The following is a 16,451-nucleotide window of genomic DNA, read 5'->3' on the forward strand; positions in this document are numbered from 1 at the left end:
GAAAATTGGTGAAAAAAGTCGCAATTTTGGGCGGCGGGGTAGCCGGGATGAGCGCCGCGCATGAATTGATTGTCAGAGGTTATGAGGTATCGGTTTACGAGTTTAAGAGTATTCCAGGTGGCAAAGCCAGAAGCATGCCTTTTGTTGGCAGCGGTGTTGATGGCAGGAAGGATCTGCCTGGAGAGCATGGATTCCGCTTATTCCCTCGCTTTTATAGACATGTTATTGATACGTTGAAACGAATTCCTTATGAAGATGGCTTTGTATATGATAATTTAATGGAAGTAACACGTTTGGATATTGCTACTTACACAGCACCATTACTTCCATTATTGGCCAAAATTGAATTTAGTTTGGATAATTTTCTTGTGATCATTAGAGATTTATTTGATAATGGATTGGGACTCACGGCTGACGATATGGAGCAATATGGACGGAAGCTGTGGCAAGTGATGACGAGCTGCGATGAACGCATCCGTGAGGAATACAACCTCATTGATTGGTGGAACTTCATTGAAGCTGAACAACAATCCCCAGCGTTTCAGAAGATTTTTGCTGGCTTTACCAAGACGCTTGTCGCCTGCCAATCCAAAATTGCCAATACACAAACGGTAGGTCCTGTGGCTGTTCAGATGACACTGGATATCACAACGCCAGGCACTAGCTTCGTACGTCTACTAAACGGTCCGACGAATGATAAATGGATTCAACCTTGGCTGAACTTTTTGCAAGGACACGGTGTTGATTATCATTTGGCTGCGAAGGTTGAGAGCATCGACTGCGTAGATGGTGTCATAAGCGGTGCGAAAATTACCGAAAATGGTCAAACATTTGAGATCGAAGCTGATTATTATATCGCCGCATTCCCTGTGGAAGTGATGGGGAAATTCGTCACCGATGCGATGGTTCAAGCGGACCCAGGTTTAGCAGGCGTGCAGAAACTGGTGGATTCGGTAGCCTGGATGAACGGCATTCAGTTCTATTTGAAGGAAGAGCTGCCTATTACGCATGGTCATGTGATTTATTTGGATGCCCCTTGGTCATTGACTTCTGTATCCCAGAAGCAATTCTGGCCGGATGTTGACTTAAGCAACTACGGAGACGGTACGGTGAAAGGCGTGTTATCCGTCGATATTTCGGATTGGGATACGCCAGGAATCTTATTTGGCAAATCAGCTACTTATTGTACAGCAGAAGAGATTAAAGCGGAAGTATGGGCGCAAATGAAGAAAAGTTTGAATGTAGACGGCGCTGTCATCCTGGAAGACGACGTTCTGCATTCCTGGTTCTTGGACACAGATATTCAATTTGAGAATCCAGACCAAGCTTGTACGAATATGGAACCTCTGCTTATTAATCGCGTAGGCACTTGGGATTTAAGACCGGAAGCCTACACAGCTATTCCTAATCTGTTTCTTGCCGCGGATTATGTGCGTACGAATACGAACCTTGCTACTATGGAGGGAGCGAATGAAGCAGCACGCCGCGCGGTAAACGCCATTTTGATGCAAGACGGGTCGACGGAAGAACTGTGTGAAATTTGGGATATGTATACGTTTGAGCTATGGAACATTGACGTTTTGAAGCCGTATCATCACCACGACAAGCGTCGCTTTGAAAAAGGACTTCCTTGGGATGGCAAGCTTTTTTAGAGACGTACCTAGCTGCTTGTTTACCTAGGAGGATTGTATGTTACTTTTGCCGGAATATGATTTGATCAGACAAATTTATCAAGGGGATCGGACCGTGCTTTTTCGCGCGATTCATAAGGTAACTTTGGAAAAAGTGATCATCAAAACACTGCGTTCAGATTTCCCTATTCCCGCGGATATTGCTAGATTGAAACGAGAGTTTGAGATCGGCAGCATGCTGGACATACCTGGGATTGTTAAACCGCTTGCGCTGCCCAAACATCAGAATGGTGTCGCGCTTATCCTAGAGGACTTCGATGGGGAGACATTGTCCGCTTATTTCCCTGTTTTTCGCCAGTCGCTGCAAACCTTCTTAACCTCTGCGATTCAATTAGTCAAAATCGTCGGGGACATTCATCAACGTTATGTCATACATAAAGATATTAAACCCAGCAATATTATTATAAATCCAGAAAAACAAATTATGAAGCTGGCGGATTTCAGTATTTCATCGTTTACCAGAGAACGGCAGGAAATGCTGGATCCCTTGATGCTCGAGGGTACGCTCAGCTATATGTCTCCGGAACAAACGGGTCGAATGAACCGCATTATTGATTATCGTACTGATTATTATTCCTTAGGTGTTACGTTTTACGAAATGCTCACCGGGAGGCTTCCGTTCCAAACGGAAGATCCGGTTGAGCTGATTCACTCGCATTTTGCTGTGACCCCGATACCACCTGATCACATTCGGATGGATATCCCTAAGCCGTTATCGGATATTGTGATGAAACTGCTTGCCAAGAACGCGGAAGAACGGTATCAAAGCGCCTACGGTATCATTCAGGATCTTGAACATTGCTTAATGATCGTGAACTCACCAGATGAGAGGCAAATCTTTGAAATTGGGCTCTATGATATGACGGATATGTTTCAGATTCCGCAAGGATTGTACGGACGAGCCAAAGAAATTGAGAAACTGCTCCATGTGTATGGACGTGCCGTTCACGGTTCTTTGGAGGCCGTTTGGGTCACCGGCGATTCCGGTTATGGCAAATCCTTTCTGATCGCCGAAACGATGAAGACGATTATGAAGGAGAATGGCTGGTTCTTGCCAGGCCGATTCGAGCCGAACAAGCAGCATGTCTCCTACCATGCGCTCGCCAAAGCGTTAAGACAGCTTGTGCGACAGCTCTTAACCGAAAAAGATGAACAAATCGCGGAATATCGCGGAAAGCTGCTCAGAGCGTTGGGCTCAAGTGGTAAAGTCTTGATTGATCTCATTCCTGAGCTCTTGGTGCTTATCGGCGAACAGCCGAGTGTCAAGCAGTTGCCGCCGCAAGAAACTCAGAATCGATTGCATTTTTTACTCCAGCAGTTTCTTTTTACTTTCTGTGTGAAAGATCGGCCGATTGTGTTGTTTCTCGATGATCTGCAATGGGCGGATGCCGCCTCCTTGCAATTTATTGAGCTGCTTTTGAACGATTCGCAAATGCGGCATTTCCTGTTCATCGGTTCTTATCGCAGTGAAAGCGAGAATTTGCTGTCCACTACGCACGTTCAATTGCTGGATAAGCTGCCTGTGCGGCTTGTTTCCGAGCGGATTTCACTCCAGCCACTGGAGATCGGAGCCATAGAGCTGCTTATCGCAGAGTCACTCAAGACCGAACAGCAGCAAGTCGCAGAGCTTGCACAGTTGATTCTCCAGAAAACAGGGGGAAATCCCTTCTTCGTCAAGCAATTCCTCACAGCCTTGTATGAGCAGAACTTGCTTACTTTCAGCTATGAGGACAATCGTTGGATTTGGGATATAAAGGAGATTCAGAAGCTTAGAATTACAGATAATCTGATGTTTCTCCTGGCTGAGAAGCTGCTAAGAATGCCTGCCCGAACGCAGCATTTATTGCGCTTAGCCGCATGCTTGGGCGCTTCCTTTGATCTCGAAGCATTGGGGATTATCGCGATGACGGGGTTCACAGAAGTTCTGCAGGTGCTGGAAATCTCCATTCAAACCGGCTTGATTATTCCGGTAGGAACCGACTACAAGTTCTATCACGACTCGCAAGGAAATTCAGCGGCACAAGATATTCGATTTATGTTCGTGCATGATTCCATTCAAGAAGCCGTCTATGGTTCTATTGAGCAGTCTGAACTTCCGGACATGCATCTCATGATCGCCAATAAGCTTTTGGAGCTCTTGCAAGAGGAAGAAATTGAGCAGCGCCTTTTCGATATTGTGAACCATATGAACTTAGGTTCAGGACTCCTGAAGGAGCGGCAAGCGCTTATTCAATTGCTGGAGTTTAATCTCCGTGCAGGGCGCAAAGCCAAGTCTTCCAATGCCTATCGCTCTGCTTTGCAGTATTACAACAAGTCTTTGGCGCTGCTTACGCTCGTAGAGGGAAAAGAACTTGCTGAACTTAGCTTCTCTATCCGACTTGAGAAGTCGGAAGTGCTTTATTTGAATGGTCAAGCCGATGAAGCGGAAGCCTCTTACGAGCTGCTGCTGTCAGACGCAGGAACGAATGAATTGAAGCTGGAAGTGTATAATCTGCAAGTTATTTTGTACACCAATGTCGGCAAACAGCACAAGAGTGTAGAAGTCGGACTCAAGGCTTTAGCCGAGCAAGGACTCCGTATTCCCAGGGAGCCGACCAGCGTGAATATCTTCTTAGCCTATATGAATTTGAAGGCGAAGATTGGACGCAAGAACACGCTGCAGCTGTATGATCTGCCGCTCATGGAAGACGCGTACATGACACGACTCATGAATTTAATGATGAGTATCGCGGTCTCCGCGTATTTCGTCAATACGAATTTATTCGTCCTCTTCATGTTTATCATGACCAAAAATGCCTTGAAGTACGGTAATTCCTCGGTGATGGCCTATGTGTATGGTTCCTATGGCTTGATTCTCGGATCGGGCTTTGGGGATTATCAACTCGGGTATCAGTACGGACAATTGGGCGATAGAATGAATACCCGATTTCAATCCCATCAGTTCCGCAGCAAAAGCCATTTTTCATTCGGTTTATTCGTAACGCCATGGGTCAAGCCGCTGCAAGTCTGTTTGGAGCATTTGAAGGAGTCGTTCAAAAACGGGATCGAGGATGGCGATTTGGTTTTCGCTGGGTATGCCTTAACGTATCAGGTGTTGGCCAAAGATTTTCAAGGTGTCGCGCTTTCCGAAGTGCAGGAAGACCTCGCTAAACATTACCGTATTCTGGAACAAACCAATCATCATGATACGCTTCTCATGTTGGAAATGCTTCGTATGGTGATTCTGAATTTGGAAGGAAAAGCTGCAAATCCTTTGATTATCGGTACAGATGACGAGGAAGAAGATCGCTTCGTGCGCAAGCTGGAAATCCATCCGAATCAAGTCATTTTACATGAGTATACCGTGAAAAAAATGATGCTGTACTATTTATTCGGTCAATTTGCTGATGCGGTTAAGATGGGGAAGAATGCTGAACCGATGCAGTCGGTCTCATTCGGTTTGTTCCATATTCCTGAGAACTTTTTCTACTATACGCTGTCGATTGCGGCCGTGTATAGAGGAGCTGCATTGGCTGATCAGCGGATGCATGCCAAATTGATCCGAAAAATGCTGCGCAAAATGGACAAATGGGCTGCCCATTGTCCAGAGAATTTCCTGCATCTTAGCTTGCTCATGCATGCGGAATGGCATCGTGTAACAGGTCATATCCAGAAAGCGGAACTAGCCTATGAGCAGTCTATTCGGCAAGCGCGGGAGCAAGGTTTCATCCAACATGAAGCGATAGCCTGCGAGCTGGCCGGAAGGCATTACAAAGAGGCTGGCCGGGACAAAATCGCCAAGACTTTCCTCGTGGATGCTTACTACGGCTACTTAAGCTGGGGGGCAAAAGCGAAGGCCGATGAACTTAAAATGAGGTATCCAAATTATTTGACCTCTCTCAAGGAACAACAGGATTGGAGTACAACGAACATCAGCGATTATTCGCTGCAGGCGCTCGATTTCATGACGATCATGAACACATCCAGATCCTTATCCAGTGAGGTCAACCTGGAGCAGTTAATCAAGCGTTTGATGGAAGTCGTTACGTTCTCTTCCGGCGCAGAGCGAAGCGTCCTTGTGTTGAAAGAGAGAGACAGCTTACTTGTTGAAGCCGAGATGCTGGCGATTGATGGCAAGGATTCTTGTATGGTGAATGCGATATCGTTAGAAAGCAAAGATGATCTTCCGGCTTCGGTCATTCAGTTTGTGGCGCGCACCAAAGAAGGCGTCGTTCTTGATGATGCTACGAATAAAGGATTCTTTACGCACGATCCTTATATTCGCGCATCCGAAGTGAAATCTATTTTCTGTGAGCCCATCCTGCATCAGGGAAATCTCGTCGGCGTTTTTTATTTGGAAAATAACTTGATTCGCAATGCCTTTACTTCAGACCGCTTGGATATTATTAAGCTGCTGTCTGCGCAGGCTGCAATTTCCATCGAAAATGCAAGGCTTTACAATGACCTGGAATCCAAAGTGAAAGAGCGGACCAATGAGTTGATCTTGATGGAAACATCGCGTCGTGACTTGCTCTCGAATATTTCCCATGACCTGGGTACACCCTTAACGAGTATTCAAGGCTATGTGGAAGCTATTCTGGATGGTGTGATTCAGGAGCCTGAGGAGCAGAGAAAGTATCTTTCAGTCGTCCATATGCGAATTGTCGGTATTCAGCGACTCATTACAGATCTCTATCAGCTTAGCCGCTTGGAGACCAAACAATTCCATTTTCAATTGGCTCCGACCTCCTGTCAATCGATGGTTCGTCAGCTATTTGCCAAATATGAATTGGATGCAGCGAATGCAGGCATTACGTACACGCTGGATATGTCGCCGAATGATGGTGGAGATGACTTGCTCTTGACCGTAGATACGGATCGTATTGAACAGGTATATGCCAATATTTTGTACAATGCAATTAAATTTACGGCTAGAGGCGGATTCATCAACGTGTTTGTGACGATTAGACCCGAACCGTTCGAACTGGTCGTTCGGGTAACCGACACGGGCGTAGGGATTAGTGAAGAGGATTTGCCGCACATTTTCGAACGCTTCTATAAAGTTTCCAAATCGCGCAGTACATCTGGTGGAAGCGGGCTGGGTCTTGCCATTGCCAAAGAAATTGTCCAATATCATGGTGGACAAATATGGGCGGAAAGCCGCCTCGGCAAAGGCTGCAGCATCTCTTTCTCCTTGCCCGTACATCGGATTTAACTAGGAATATCTCACATATAATGTGGGATATTTTTTGTTTTTATGGTCGAATGGTAACTCTAGTATGAATAGGGACAAGCGCGGCAAGCTCTAAAACATCATCGTTGTGCATTCTAATGCAGCCGTGAGACGTTTGCTTCCCAATCGAAGAAGGATCGTTCGTGCCATGTATCCCATAGTGGGGCTTGCTGAGTCCCATCCAGAGAACGCCAAAAGGTCCACCTGGATTAGGTTGCTTGTTAATAATGTAATACTCGCCTGTGGGCGTTTTGGTAACCATTTTGCCAATACCAACAGGGAAGCCCCGTACGACTCGGTTGACATCCAGCAGGTACAGCTGGAAATCAGATAAGTCCACAATAATACGGTAATTTGGCATGATAAGTTCACCTCTGTATATTCTATGTAAGAAGGTGTAAATGGAAATAAGCTTTTTCGAAATTCGAATTTACTTATGGTATACTTCGTAGGAATTCAGTCACCAAAGGAGAAACAGACATGCAATCATTTGTACAGGAGAATCCAACCCGAATTTGGTTCGGGGAAGGTCAGATTAAGCAGTTACAGCAGGAACTTGGTTCCGCGGGCAAAAGGGTTCTGCTCGTTTATGGCGGAGGGAGCATTAAGGCGAATGGTGTATATAAAGCTGTCAAGGAACAGCTTGAGCATAGGCAAGCCGAGGTCTTTGAACTTTCTGGAGTAGAGCCGAATCCGCGGCTTACCACTGTTAACACAGGGATTGAGATTTGCCGTGATAATCAAATTGAACTCATTTTGGCCGTAGGCGGAGGCAGTGTGATCGATTGCGTCAAAGCAATTTCCGCAGGAGTTTATTATGAAGGAGATTTCTGGGATATCGTTACACGCCAAGCGGTACCGACACGGGCAATCCCATTTGGAACGGTATTAACGCTAGCCGCGACAGGCTCAGAGATGAATAACATATCGGTCATCACACATTGGGAACGAAATGAAAAACGAGGATGGAGCAGTCCGCTTGCTTATCCGACATTTTCCATTCTGGACCCGACTTATACGCATTCGGTGCCCATGGACCAGACCGTTTATGGCATCGTGGATATGATGTCTCATGTGCTGGAACAGTATTTCCATAGGACTTCAAATACCACGATGATCGATCGCTTCATGGAATCCGTGTTGTTGACGGTGATTGAAGCCGCGCCGTTGTTGCTTGCCGATCTGAACAATACGGATCATCGCGCTGCGATTATGTATGCGGGGACTACGGCATTCAACGGATTGTTATCCAGCGGCACGGATGGCGGGGACTGGGCCTCTCACCAAATTGAGCATGGCTTATCAGCGATTTATGATATCCCGCATGGGGGAGGCCTGGCGATCTTATTCCCGAACTGGATGCAGCATTGTGCAGAGGACGATCCCTCACGGATGAAAAAGCTGGCAATGAACGTATTCGGTATTGATTCGGCAGGTAAGACGGATTATGAGATTGCTTCAGAGGGCATCCTTGCGCTGCGTAATTTCTGGAACTCATTAGGCGCGCCGAGTAAGCTTGGCGACTATGGGATCGATGCCTCTCGAATCGATGAACTGGTGGAAAAATCATTTATGAAGGACAAAGTGGGGCAATATAAAATCATGACGCGCGAGACCGTCAAAGACATTTTGATGCGTTCGCTGTCATGAAATATTATGCGTATGTATTGGCTGGTGCTTGCAGCTTTGGTCTTCTGTCTACCTTTGTAAAAAAAGCGTATGAATCTGGTTTCCACGTAGGAGAAGTCGTTGGCAGCCAGAATGTGTTCGGCGTTCTGATGATGTGGATCTTAGTTCTGGTCGCAGCCAAATCAGCCAGAAGCAGCAGCACTTCCGCGCCTGCGAATTACCGAGTCGCGCCGCGGCAAGCGCTCATGCTGATGGCTATTGGCACAACTTCCGGCTTAACCGGTATTTGTTATTATGCAGCTTTGCAATATATTCCGGCCTCATTTGCAATTATTCTCTTGTTTCAATTCACATGGATGGGAATTGTTCTGGAAGCCATTATAGAGCGCAAGCGACCAGGCAAAGAGAAGCTGCTTTCGCTTCTTATTTTGTTTGTAGGCATCATCATGGCTAGTGGATATTTAAAAGGCGGCCAGGAAGCTCCGTCCTGGATCGGGATTCTGCTGGGCTTGCTGTCCGCGCTGACGTACGCGTTATTTATTGCTTTTAACGGCAAAGTATCCGCCCAAGTGGCACCGATTACGCGCAGCGCGATCATGCAATCCGGATCTTTAGTGCTGGTGATGTGTATCTTTCCGCCACATTTTTTGTTCAATGGCTCTCTGCATGAAGAGTTGCTGCCGTGGGCGCTGCTTCTGGCCTTTTTTGGCGTCGTCATTCCGCCGCTATTTTTTGCTATCGGTGTTCCTCGTATCGGAGGAGGGATGGCGACCATTATGAGTGCGGCCGAATTGCCTACGGCGGTAATTATGTCATTCGTCGTGCTGCATGAAACCGTGAACGGACTGCAATGGCTTGGCGTGATTATCACGATGTTCGGGATCGCGCTGCCTGAGCTGCTTAAGCGAAGGAAACGGCAGGCTCTGAGGGAAAACGAAGGGAACAGCGGGCTTTGAGGAAAGCGAAGGGAACAGCGGGCTTTGAAGGAAAACGAAGGGAACGGCAGGCTCTGAGGGAAAACGAAGGGAACAGCGGGCTTTGAAGAAAGCGAAGGAAATGGCGTGCTCTGAAGGAACAAGTGTGCATACAGGTGCGCATCTCATCGTCAAGATGGGGTGTGCATTTTTTGATATGCAACCATTCATATGTTTAGGTGTTAGGGTAAGCGAAGCCTACCGCACATTTAAATGAATTAATATGTTGTGGAGTGATCGGGGAGTTACCCCAGCAGCCTCACGGAGAGGGAGGGAACTACAGAGTGTATTATAGCAAAAAGTGTTACTATAGCGAGGTTAGGGAACTACAGTACGCTATTTTGGTGAAAAGCGATATTTTTGTGAGGGTGAGGGAACTACAGTGCGCTAAATTGCTTTTTCAAGGGAAATTTGCCTCTTTTCGTGGAAATAAGACCCTGTAGTTCCGCTATCGCGGCAGAATCTCTACTATTTGTCGAAATAGCGTCCCATAGTTCCCTCAATAGGTTTTTTCGCTAATTAAAGGGGCGGCAAGCCGTTTTGCTTAGCACGCCAGAATGACGAGAAAATGGCTGCTTTGGAGATTTAATGAATTGAGTTGGCGCTAGCGAACAGATTTTAGGTGGAAAGATGGTTGTTTGCTAGAAATAGCACATCTGGAATTCATTGGATTTTAAGAATGAGCGATTTAGGCTGAATAAAGGTTATTGAGTTCGGTGGCCTCTCAGGTTACCGACCGTGTGGAGGGATTGGATACTATTCCAGGGATCCAGCGAAAAGCACGTCTTCAAGCCATAAACGTCGGCAGCCGCGAAATGTTCGAATCGATGATTAAGTCGATTGTGGAGAATCAACTCAGACCTGCGATTGATCGCGTATCTTTCGATGAATCGCTAGAAGCTCTGCATTACTAGGCTAAGGGTTCTTATTTCGGGAAGATTTGCATCAAGTTTCGAGGGACGAAAGCAGGATTCTTGCACGATTGTGCTGTGATTGCAAGAAAAGTCAGCATTATTAAGTATTCACAAAAAGAGTTGTTTCCTATATACTCCTTATATCGATAATGATTATCAGTATCATCTAAGGGGAGATAGAAATGAAACGATCAAGAAAATGGGTGGGTCTAGCTGTCGTTTGTATGTTAACAACGGTTATTCTTGCTGGCTGTGGAGCCGGAAACGATACCAAACAAGGGGGAACTGCTACTGCTTCAGCACAGCCAACTGCACATGCGACTGCAGCTGTTGCACCGAAAGAACGTATACTGAAGGATGCAATGGGGCATGAAGTGAAAATCCCAGCGCAGCCGAAAAATGTTATTGCACCATTCTTGGAAGATTCATTAACAGCGATTGGCGTGAAACCGGCAGCCCAATGGTCGGCAGCGGGTGAACCACAGCAATATTTGCAAAATGTTTTGAAAGGCGTACCCATTTTGGATATGACAGGTGGATTGAAACCGGAGCAAGCTTTGAGCCACAATCCAGATTTAATTATACTCGTTTCTCCCAACTATATGAAAAACGGGACCTACGAGGAGTTTTCCAAAGTGGCTCCTACTTATGTGCTATCCAATGATGAGAATGATTGGCGCGGTAATTTGACGAAGCTTGGCGAAGTGCTAGGCAAAACAAGCGAAGCGGAACAAGCGCTTAAGAAATACGATCAACAAATAAGTGAATCGAAGGATAAAATCCGCGCAGCTGTAGGTGATAAATCAGCCGTACTCTTCCAATCAGCCAATGAAAAAGGCTTCAAGTTGTTCGGGGCTAATTTCTACAGCGGGAAATTGCTGTATCAAGGTATTGGCTTCAAGCAGCCGAAATTGCTCAAAGGGGATTATGAGACGTATTCCTTGGAAACGTTGGCTCAACTGGACGATGTGGATTATATCTTCGTGCTGTCTGGTAAAGGACGAGCGAAACCACCTGTGGACAACCCGCTATGGCAGCAACTGCCTGCGGTAAAACAAGGGCATGTGTATGAGGTGGATTCCGGTCACTGGTTCAATCAAAACGCGATTGCGAACAAATTGGTTATCGATGATGTTCTCAAAGCGCTTGTGAAATAATTCGGACTATGACACAGGAACAATCCATCACCTATGCAGACTATGAGGATCAATTTTCCAAACTATGGTTCAAATTAATTTCCGTTGATCGCTTGACAGACAAGCAAATGAAATGGCCGGTGGAACGGGATTTCATAGAATCCGATTCCCTCATGTTTATCGTATCCGAAACAAGTGAAGGGCGTCTCGTGGTCAATGGCCATTATTTCCAGCTGCGTCCCGGTGCTGTCTTCATTGGCAGACCGGGTCAGTTGATTGAAGCGGGGCTGCATGCCGAAGAGCAAGGGCTCATTATCATGCGGTTTAGGGCCATTGAGATGGCGCAAACGTCACACGAGCAGTCAACGAAACTGCTGCACATAAATCCTTTTCCGGGGGAAGGCGAAGCTACTCTTTTAAATGCTTCTGTCGTTCTCCCTTTGTGTCGATTGATTTGGATGAATTGGCGTAATGGCAGCTTGGCAGATCGATTTAGCAGTGAAGCTGGGTTCTATGAATTCATGGGACTTGTGCTGAAAAATGAGGAACACAAAACAGCGATGGCGCTTGAATATGCCAAGTGGGTGCTGGAACGTGACTTCGCAGAAGAGATCACAATCGAACAATTGACGGCGACCGCTGGGCTCAGCCGCTTTCATTTCATGCGTCTATTTAAAGAGAAATTCGGTAAAGGTGTCATTGAATATGTGACTGAACTGCGGCTGAATGAAGCGAAGCAGTTGATGAGAGATCAGCCGGACCTTTCGCTCAGGGAAATAGCATTTCGCGTCGGGTATAAGAATGAAACGTACTTCAGCAATTTGTTCAAGAAGCATATGGGCGTCGCGCCAGCCGTTTATTTGAAAAACAGGACATTGAAAATTGCTGCTTACAGTTGGGTCAATTTCGGTCAGCTGCTGGCTTTGCAAATCATACCTTATGCGGCTCCTATGGATCATTATTGGACCGATTACTATCGGAGTAAATATTCGTTTGACGTTACCGTGCCGCTAAGTCATCACTACGAGTTCAATCGCGAAGCGCTGCAGCAGTCAAAGCCTGACCTCATTCTGGGGATTGATGATTGGATCAAAGTGGATGAGCAGGAGAGATTGGAACTAATAACGCCTGTGCTTTTCTTGTCCTGGGATCAAACCTGGCGCAAGCATCTGCTGCAAATCGCAGACCTGGTGAACAGAACGAAGGATGCTGCAAAATGGCTGAAACAATATGATGAAAAAGCGGCAAGCTTGAGGGAATCCCTGAAGTTAACTATCCAAGATGATAAAGTACTGCTGGTCGTGGTCTACTATGAGCGTTTGATCCTTTGGGGACGCCGCGCGGGGACTGTCTTGTATGATGATCTCCAACTTGCCTATGGGCATCAGTTAGATCAGATAGAATGGACCAAGGACATTGAAGCTTGCGAATTGGCAGACTACGCAGCAGACCGTCTCATTGTGAATGTGCCAAGGGATGCTATCTCTCAGTCCACCTGGCAGCGTATTTCCAAATTGGCAGCTTGGAGCGGATTACAAGCAGTGAAGAATAATCAAGTGTATCTCACTTCAGGATTTACGGGTCTAGAATCACCTTGGAACGAGCATACGGCTTTCAATCATGAGCGTTTTTTGCAGCAGATAGCTGCTGTTTGTCAAACGCCAAAAAAGAGTATGTCCGAAAAGTGACTATTGCTGATATCGGACAGACTCCATTCGTTGGGTAAAATGTAAAAGGGGTTAAGCGGCTTGTTCTGCTTAGCTCCTTTATTTTTGGCGTATACTGGAAGGAATAGTTGCAGTTATTGTCGAAATACAAACGATTATGCAAACTAAACGAAAAGTATTACTAAACACCGGTATTTTCCTGTTCTTGCTGATCGCAGTTCGAATCGTCTGGATTTTTGTGTTTATGCCACCACAACAGCCTGTTGCAATCCGAGGTCAACTGGATTTGCGGGGGATGGACTTGACGCAGACACGTGCACTTAAATTGGATGGAGAATGGGAGTTCTATCCGAATGCATTGATCAAAGAGGCTAATCGGGATACTGACACATCTGGCATAGAGTATGCGTTCATTCAGGTACCCGGAGACTGGAAGAAATCACTGTCCGTGGAAGGTCGTTCATCTCATGGATTTGGAACGTATCATCTTCGCGTCCTCGTGGATCCTCGGGAAGGTCAATCATATGGCATGCGATTGTTTAATATTCCATCAGCTTCTGCTTTGTATGTAAACGGGAAACTACTGGCACAATCAGGGCAGCCTGGACAAAACGATAATGACTATATTGCTCGAAATGTACCTTACTCTGCTGCTTTTATGGAAGATGGAGCCCAAATCGATATCGTCATTCAAGTTTCGAACTATGAAACTGCACTTGTTGGCGGTATCCATTCTTCAATTACTTTCGGCACCCAGCAGGCTGTAAATTATGAGACACGGTTGGCTATCATCTTGCAGTTGATGGTTTGTACAACCTTTTTGCTCCATGCCGTGTATGCTTTCATTTTGTATTTTATGGGAGTGCGTCAACGGGTATTGTTGTTTTTCGCTGGAGCTATTATTTTCTCAACTCTATGGGTATTAGTATCTGACGATTTGTTGTTGATGGTCTGGCTGCCGCTTCATTATGATTGGATTGTGAAAATTCAATTATTAATTTTTTTGGGCGCTGCTGTTTTTATGCTTGAATTTACGAAAAGGCTGTTAACGGAATACTTGCATGTAAGCCTATTTCGCTGGTATTCCATCGTTGGCGTCTTAGTTGCTGTCTATATTCTTCTAGCCCCGGTTCAATATGTCCAACCAGCATTTGGTGAAATCATAGGCTTTGTGTTACTTTCCTTTTTTATTGTCCCCATCATTACACTGCGTACGGCGATGAAGAGCAATACCGATGCGGTTGCTTTAGTACTCGGTGCGGCGGCGCTCGCGAACAATATTATATGGGGAATCGTCAAAGATGCGGGATGGGTGGAAATTTTTTATTATCCTGTTGATTTGGTTGTGTCCTTTTTGGCATTCGTGTCTTACTGGTTTAAAAGGTATATACATACGTATGCCCAAACGGATAAATTGTCCAAAGAGCTGCAAAGAGCCGATAAACAGAAAGATGATTTCTTGGCGAACACTTCGCATGAATTGCGCAATCCGCTTCACGGTATGCTGAATATGACGCAGATTGTTCTAGACAGTGATAAACATTCTCTAAGTGAGAACAATGTCAAAAATCTGGAATTGATTCTTACTGTAGGTCGGCGTATGTCGTTTATGCTGAATGATCTGATCGATTTAACGCTTCTCAAAGAAGACAATGTGCGGTTGCATGTGAAAAGTCTACAGGTGCAAACGGTTGTTTCAGGTGTAATTGACATGCTTCGTTATATGTTGGAAGGCAAACCGATTCGATTGAACAATACCCTGGCTGACAACTTTCCGCCTGTTATGGCTGATGAGGACCGGCTTATCCAAATTTTGTTTAATCTCCTGCATAATGCGATCAAATTTACGAATGATGGCGACATAACCATATCTGGATATGTCCAGGATATGAGGGTTTACATCAGCATGGAGGATACAGGCATTGGGATGGACGAGGAGACGAGACAGCGGATATTTGAGCCTTACGAGCAGGGTGATTCCAGTCTAACGGCTTCTCCAGGTGGTGGCATTGGACTCGGGCTGAGTATTTGTAGACAACTGGTTGAATTGCATAATGGAACTCTTGAAGCCGTTTCATTCCTTGGTCAAGGCTCAAAGTTTACATTCACGCTGCCGCTTGCTAGCCTGTCTGTTCAGACGAAGGCGGAATTTAAATCGCCGGTTTATGCTGAAACTGCCGCCGCAAGCGCAGCAGTTAGTCCGGTGTTTGAATCTGTGGCAACGGTTCGTAAAGAGAAACCAGCCTTATTGGTCGTAGACGATGACACGCTAAATTTAAAAATACTAGGACATATCCTCGATTCTGAATCATTCGAAATAGCTGCAGTAACTAGCGGCAAGGATGCCTTGGCGCAATTGGAAACTAGAAATTGGGATTTAGTGATTACGGATATCATGATGCCTCATATGTCAGGTTATGAATTAACGCGAATAATTCGGGAACGTTTTTCGATGTCAGAGCTGCCGATTCTGCTGCTTACAGCTCGTAACAGACCGGAAGATATTGCTGCTGGCTTCCAGTCAGGGGCAAATGATTACGTGACGAAACCAGCGGACGCAACGGAACTGAAGACGCGAGTGAATGCGCTCATTAATTTGAATCGTTCTGTTAACGCAAGGCTGCTCATGGAAGCTGCCTGGCTGCAAGCACAGATTAAGCCGCATTTCTTGTTTAATTCGTTGAATTCCATTGCTGCACTTAGTGAGATCGATCTGTCCAAAATGCACCTTCTTCTGAACGAATTCAGTAATTATTTGAGGTCGAGCTTTGATTTTAAAAATTCTGATCGGCTCGTTCTAATTGATCGTGAGCTTGAATTCGTTCGCTCTTATTTATACATTGAAAAGCAGCGATTCGAACACAGACTAGAGGTTATTTGGGAAATCGATGCGGATCTAAATCTTAAAATCCCGCCTTTGTCGATCCAACCCTTGGTGGAAAATGCCGTCAGGCATGGCATCATGAGCCGATCCAAAGGCGGCAAGATCACTATCGGGATTAAAAACCAACAAGATCGTGCAGAGATTACTGTTGCTGATAACGGGAGTGGCATGGATGAAGAAACGGTGCAACGCATCTTCGAACGACAGCTGGATGGCAGACAGGGCATTGGGCTTCTTAATGTCGATCGACGCTTGAAACAAATGTATGGGCAAGGGCTGCGAATTCAAAGTCAACCTGGTCTGGGAACTGTCGTTTCCTTTCTTGTCCTGAAGTAACTTTCCCC

9 protein-coding genes and 1 pseudogene are annotated in these 16,451 nt (G+C 45.9%); 9 read left to right on the plus strand and 1 reads right to left on the minus strand.

The features are described 5' to 3' along the window. Positions 1 to 8: 8 nt before the first annotated feature. From LOZ80_RS08150 to LOZ80_RS39435, 3 genes and pseudogenes are all read left to right on the plus strand, one after another. Positions 9 to 1,652: a hydroxysqualene dehydroxylase gene (locus LOZ80_RS08150; RefSeq protein ID WP_238170957.1), complete on the plus strand. Its 1,644-nt coding sequence runs from the start codon at positions 9 to 11 to the stop codon at positions 1,650 to 1,652. Between the two features lie 37 nt (positions 1,653 to 1,689). Next, positions 1,690 to 6,375, plus strand: a pseudogene (locus LOZ80_RS08155) (AAA family ATPase); the annotation flags it as partial. A gap of 30 nt (positions 6,376 to 6,405) precedes the next feature. Beyond that, positions 6,406 to 6,885, plus strand: a complete 480-nt coding sequence (locus LOZ80_RS39435) for a sensor histidine kinase (RefSeq protein ID WP_443147055.1) — start codon at positions 6,406 to 6,408, stop codon at positions 6,883 to 6,885. Between the two features lie 40 nt (positions 6,886 to 6,925). Here LOZ80_RS39435 and LOZ80_RS08160 read toward each other — a convergent pair whose 3' ends face one another. Continuing rightward, positions 6,926 to 7,264 carry a L,D-transpeptidase gene (locus LOZ80_RS08160; protein WP_238170959.1) on the minus strand — a complete coding sequence of 113 codons (339 nt, stop codon included), beginning with the start codon at positions 7,262 to 7,264 and terminating at the stop codon, positions 6,926 to 6,928. Between the two features lie 119 nt (positions 7,265 to 7,383). Here LOZ80_RS08160 and LOZ80_RS08165 point away from each other — a divergent pair, with 119 nt between their 5' ends. From LOZ80_RS08165 to LOZ80_RS08190, 6 genes are all read left to right on the plus strand, one after another. After that, positions 7,384 to 8,553 (plus strand): iron-containing alcohol dehydrogenase, encoded by a 1,170-nt coding sequence (locus LOZ80_RS08165; protein WP_238170960.1) that lies wholly within the window; start codon positions 7,384 to 7,386, stop codon positions 8,551 to 8,553. After that, positions 8,550 to 9,488, plus strand: coding sequence for an EamA family transporter (locus tag LOZ80_RS08170; protein WP_238170961.1), 939 nt, complete (start codon positions 8,550 to 8,552; stop codon positions 9,486 to 9,488). Before LOZ80_RS08165 ends, LOZ80_RS08170 begins: the two co-directional genes overlap by 4 nt. Before the next feature lie 734 nt (positions 9,489 to 10,222). Next, on the plus strand, positions 10,223 to 10,420 hold the full coding sequence (locus LOZ80_RS08175) for a hypothetical protein (RefSeq protein WP_238170962.1): 198 nt from the start codon (positions 10,223 to 10,225) through the stop codon (positions 10,418 to 10,420). A gap of 182 nt (positions 10,421 to 10,602) precedes the next feature. After that, entirely contained in the window at positions 10,603 to 11,577 is a 975-nt protein-coding gene (locus tag LOZ80_RS08180) for an ABC transporter substrate-binding protein (RefSeq protein WP_238170963.1), read from the plus strand. Between the two features lie 8 nt (positions 11,578 to 11,585). Beyond that, on the plus strand, positions 11,586 to 13,244 hold the full coding sequence (locus tag LOZ80_RS08185; RefSeq protein WP_238170964.1) for an AraC family transcriptional regulator: 1,659 nt from the start codon (positions 11,586 to 11,588) through the stop codon (positions 13,242 to 13,244). Positions 13,245 to 13,467: 223 nt separating this feature from the next. After that, positions 13,468 to 16,443: a hybrid sensor histidine kinase/response regulator gene (locus LOZ80_RS08190; RefSeq protein ID WP_238170965.1), complete on the plus strand. Its 2,976-nt coding sequence runs from the start codon at positions 13,468 to 13,470 to the stop codon at positions 16,441 to 16,443. The last annotated feature ends 8 nt before the right edge of the window (positions 16,444 to 16,451 follow it).

Source organism: Paenibacillus sp. HWE-109 (assembly GCF_022163125.1).
GTDB lineage: Bacteria > Bacillota > Bacilli > Paenibacillales > NBRC-103111 > Paenibacillus_E.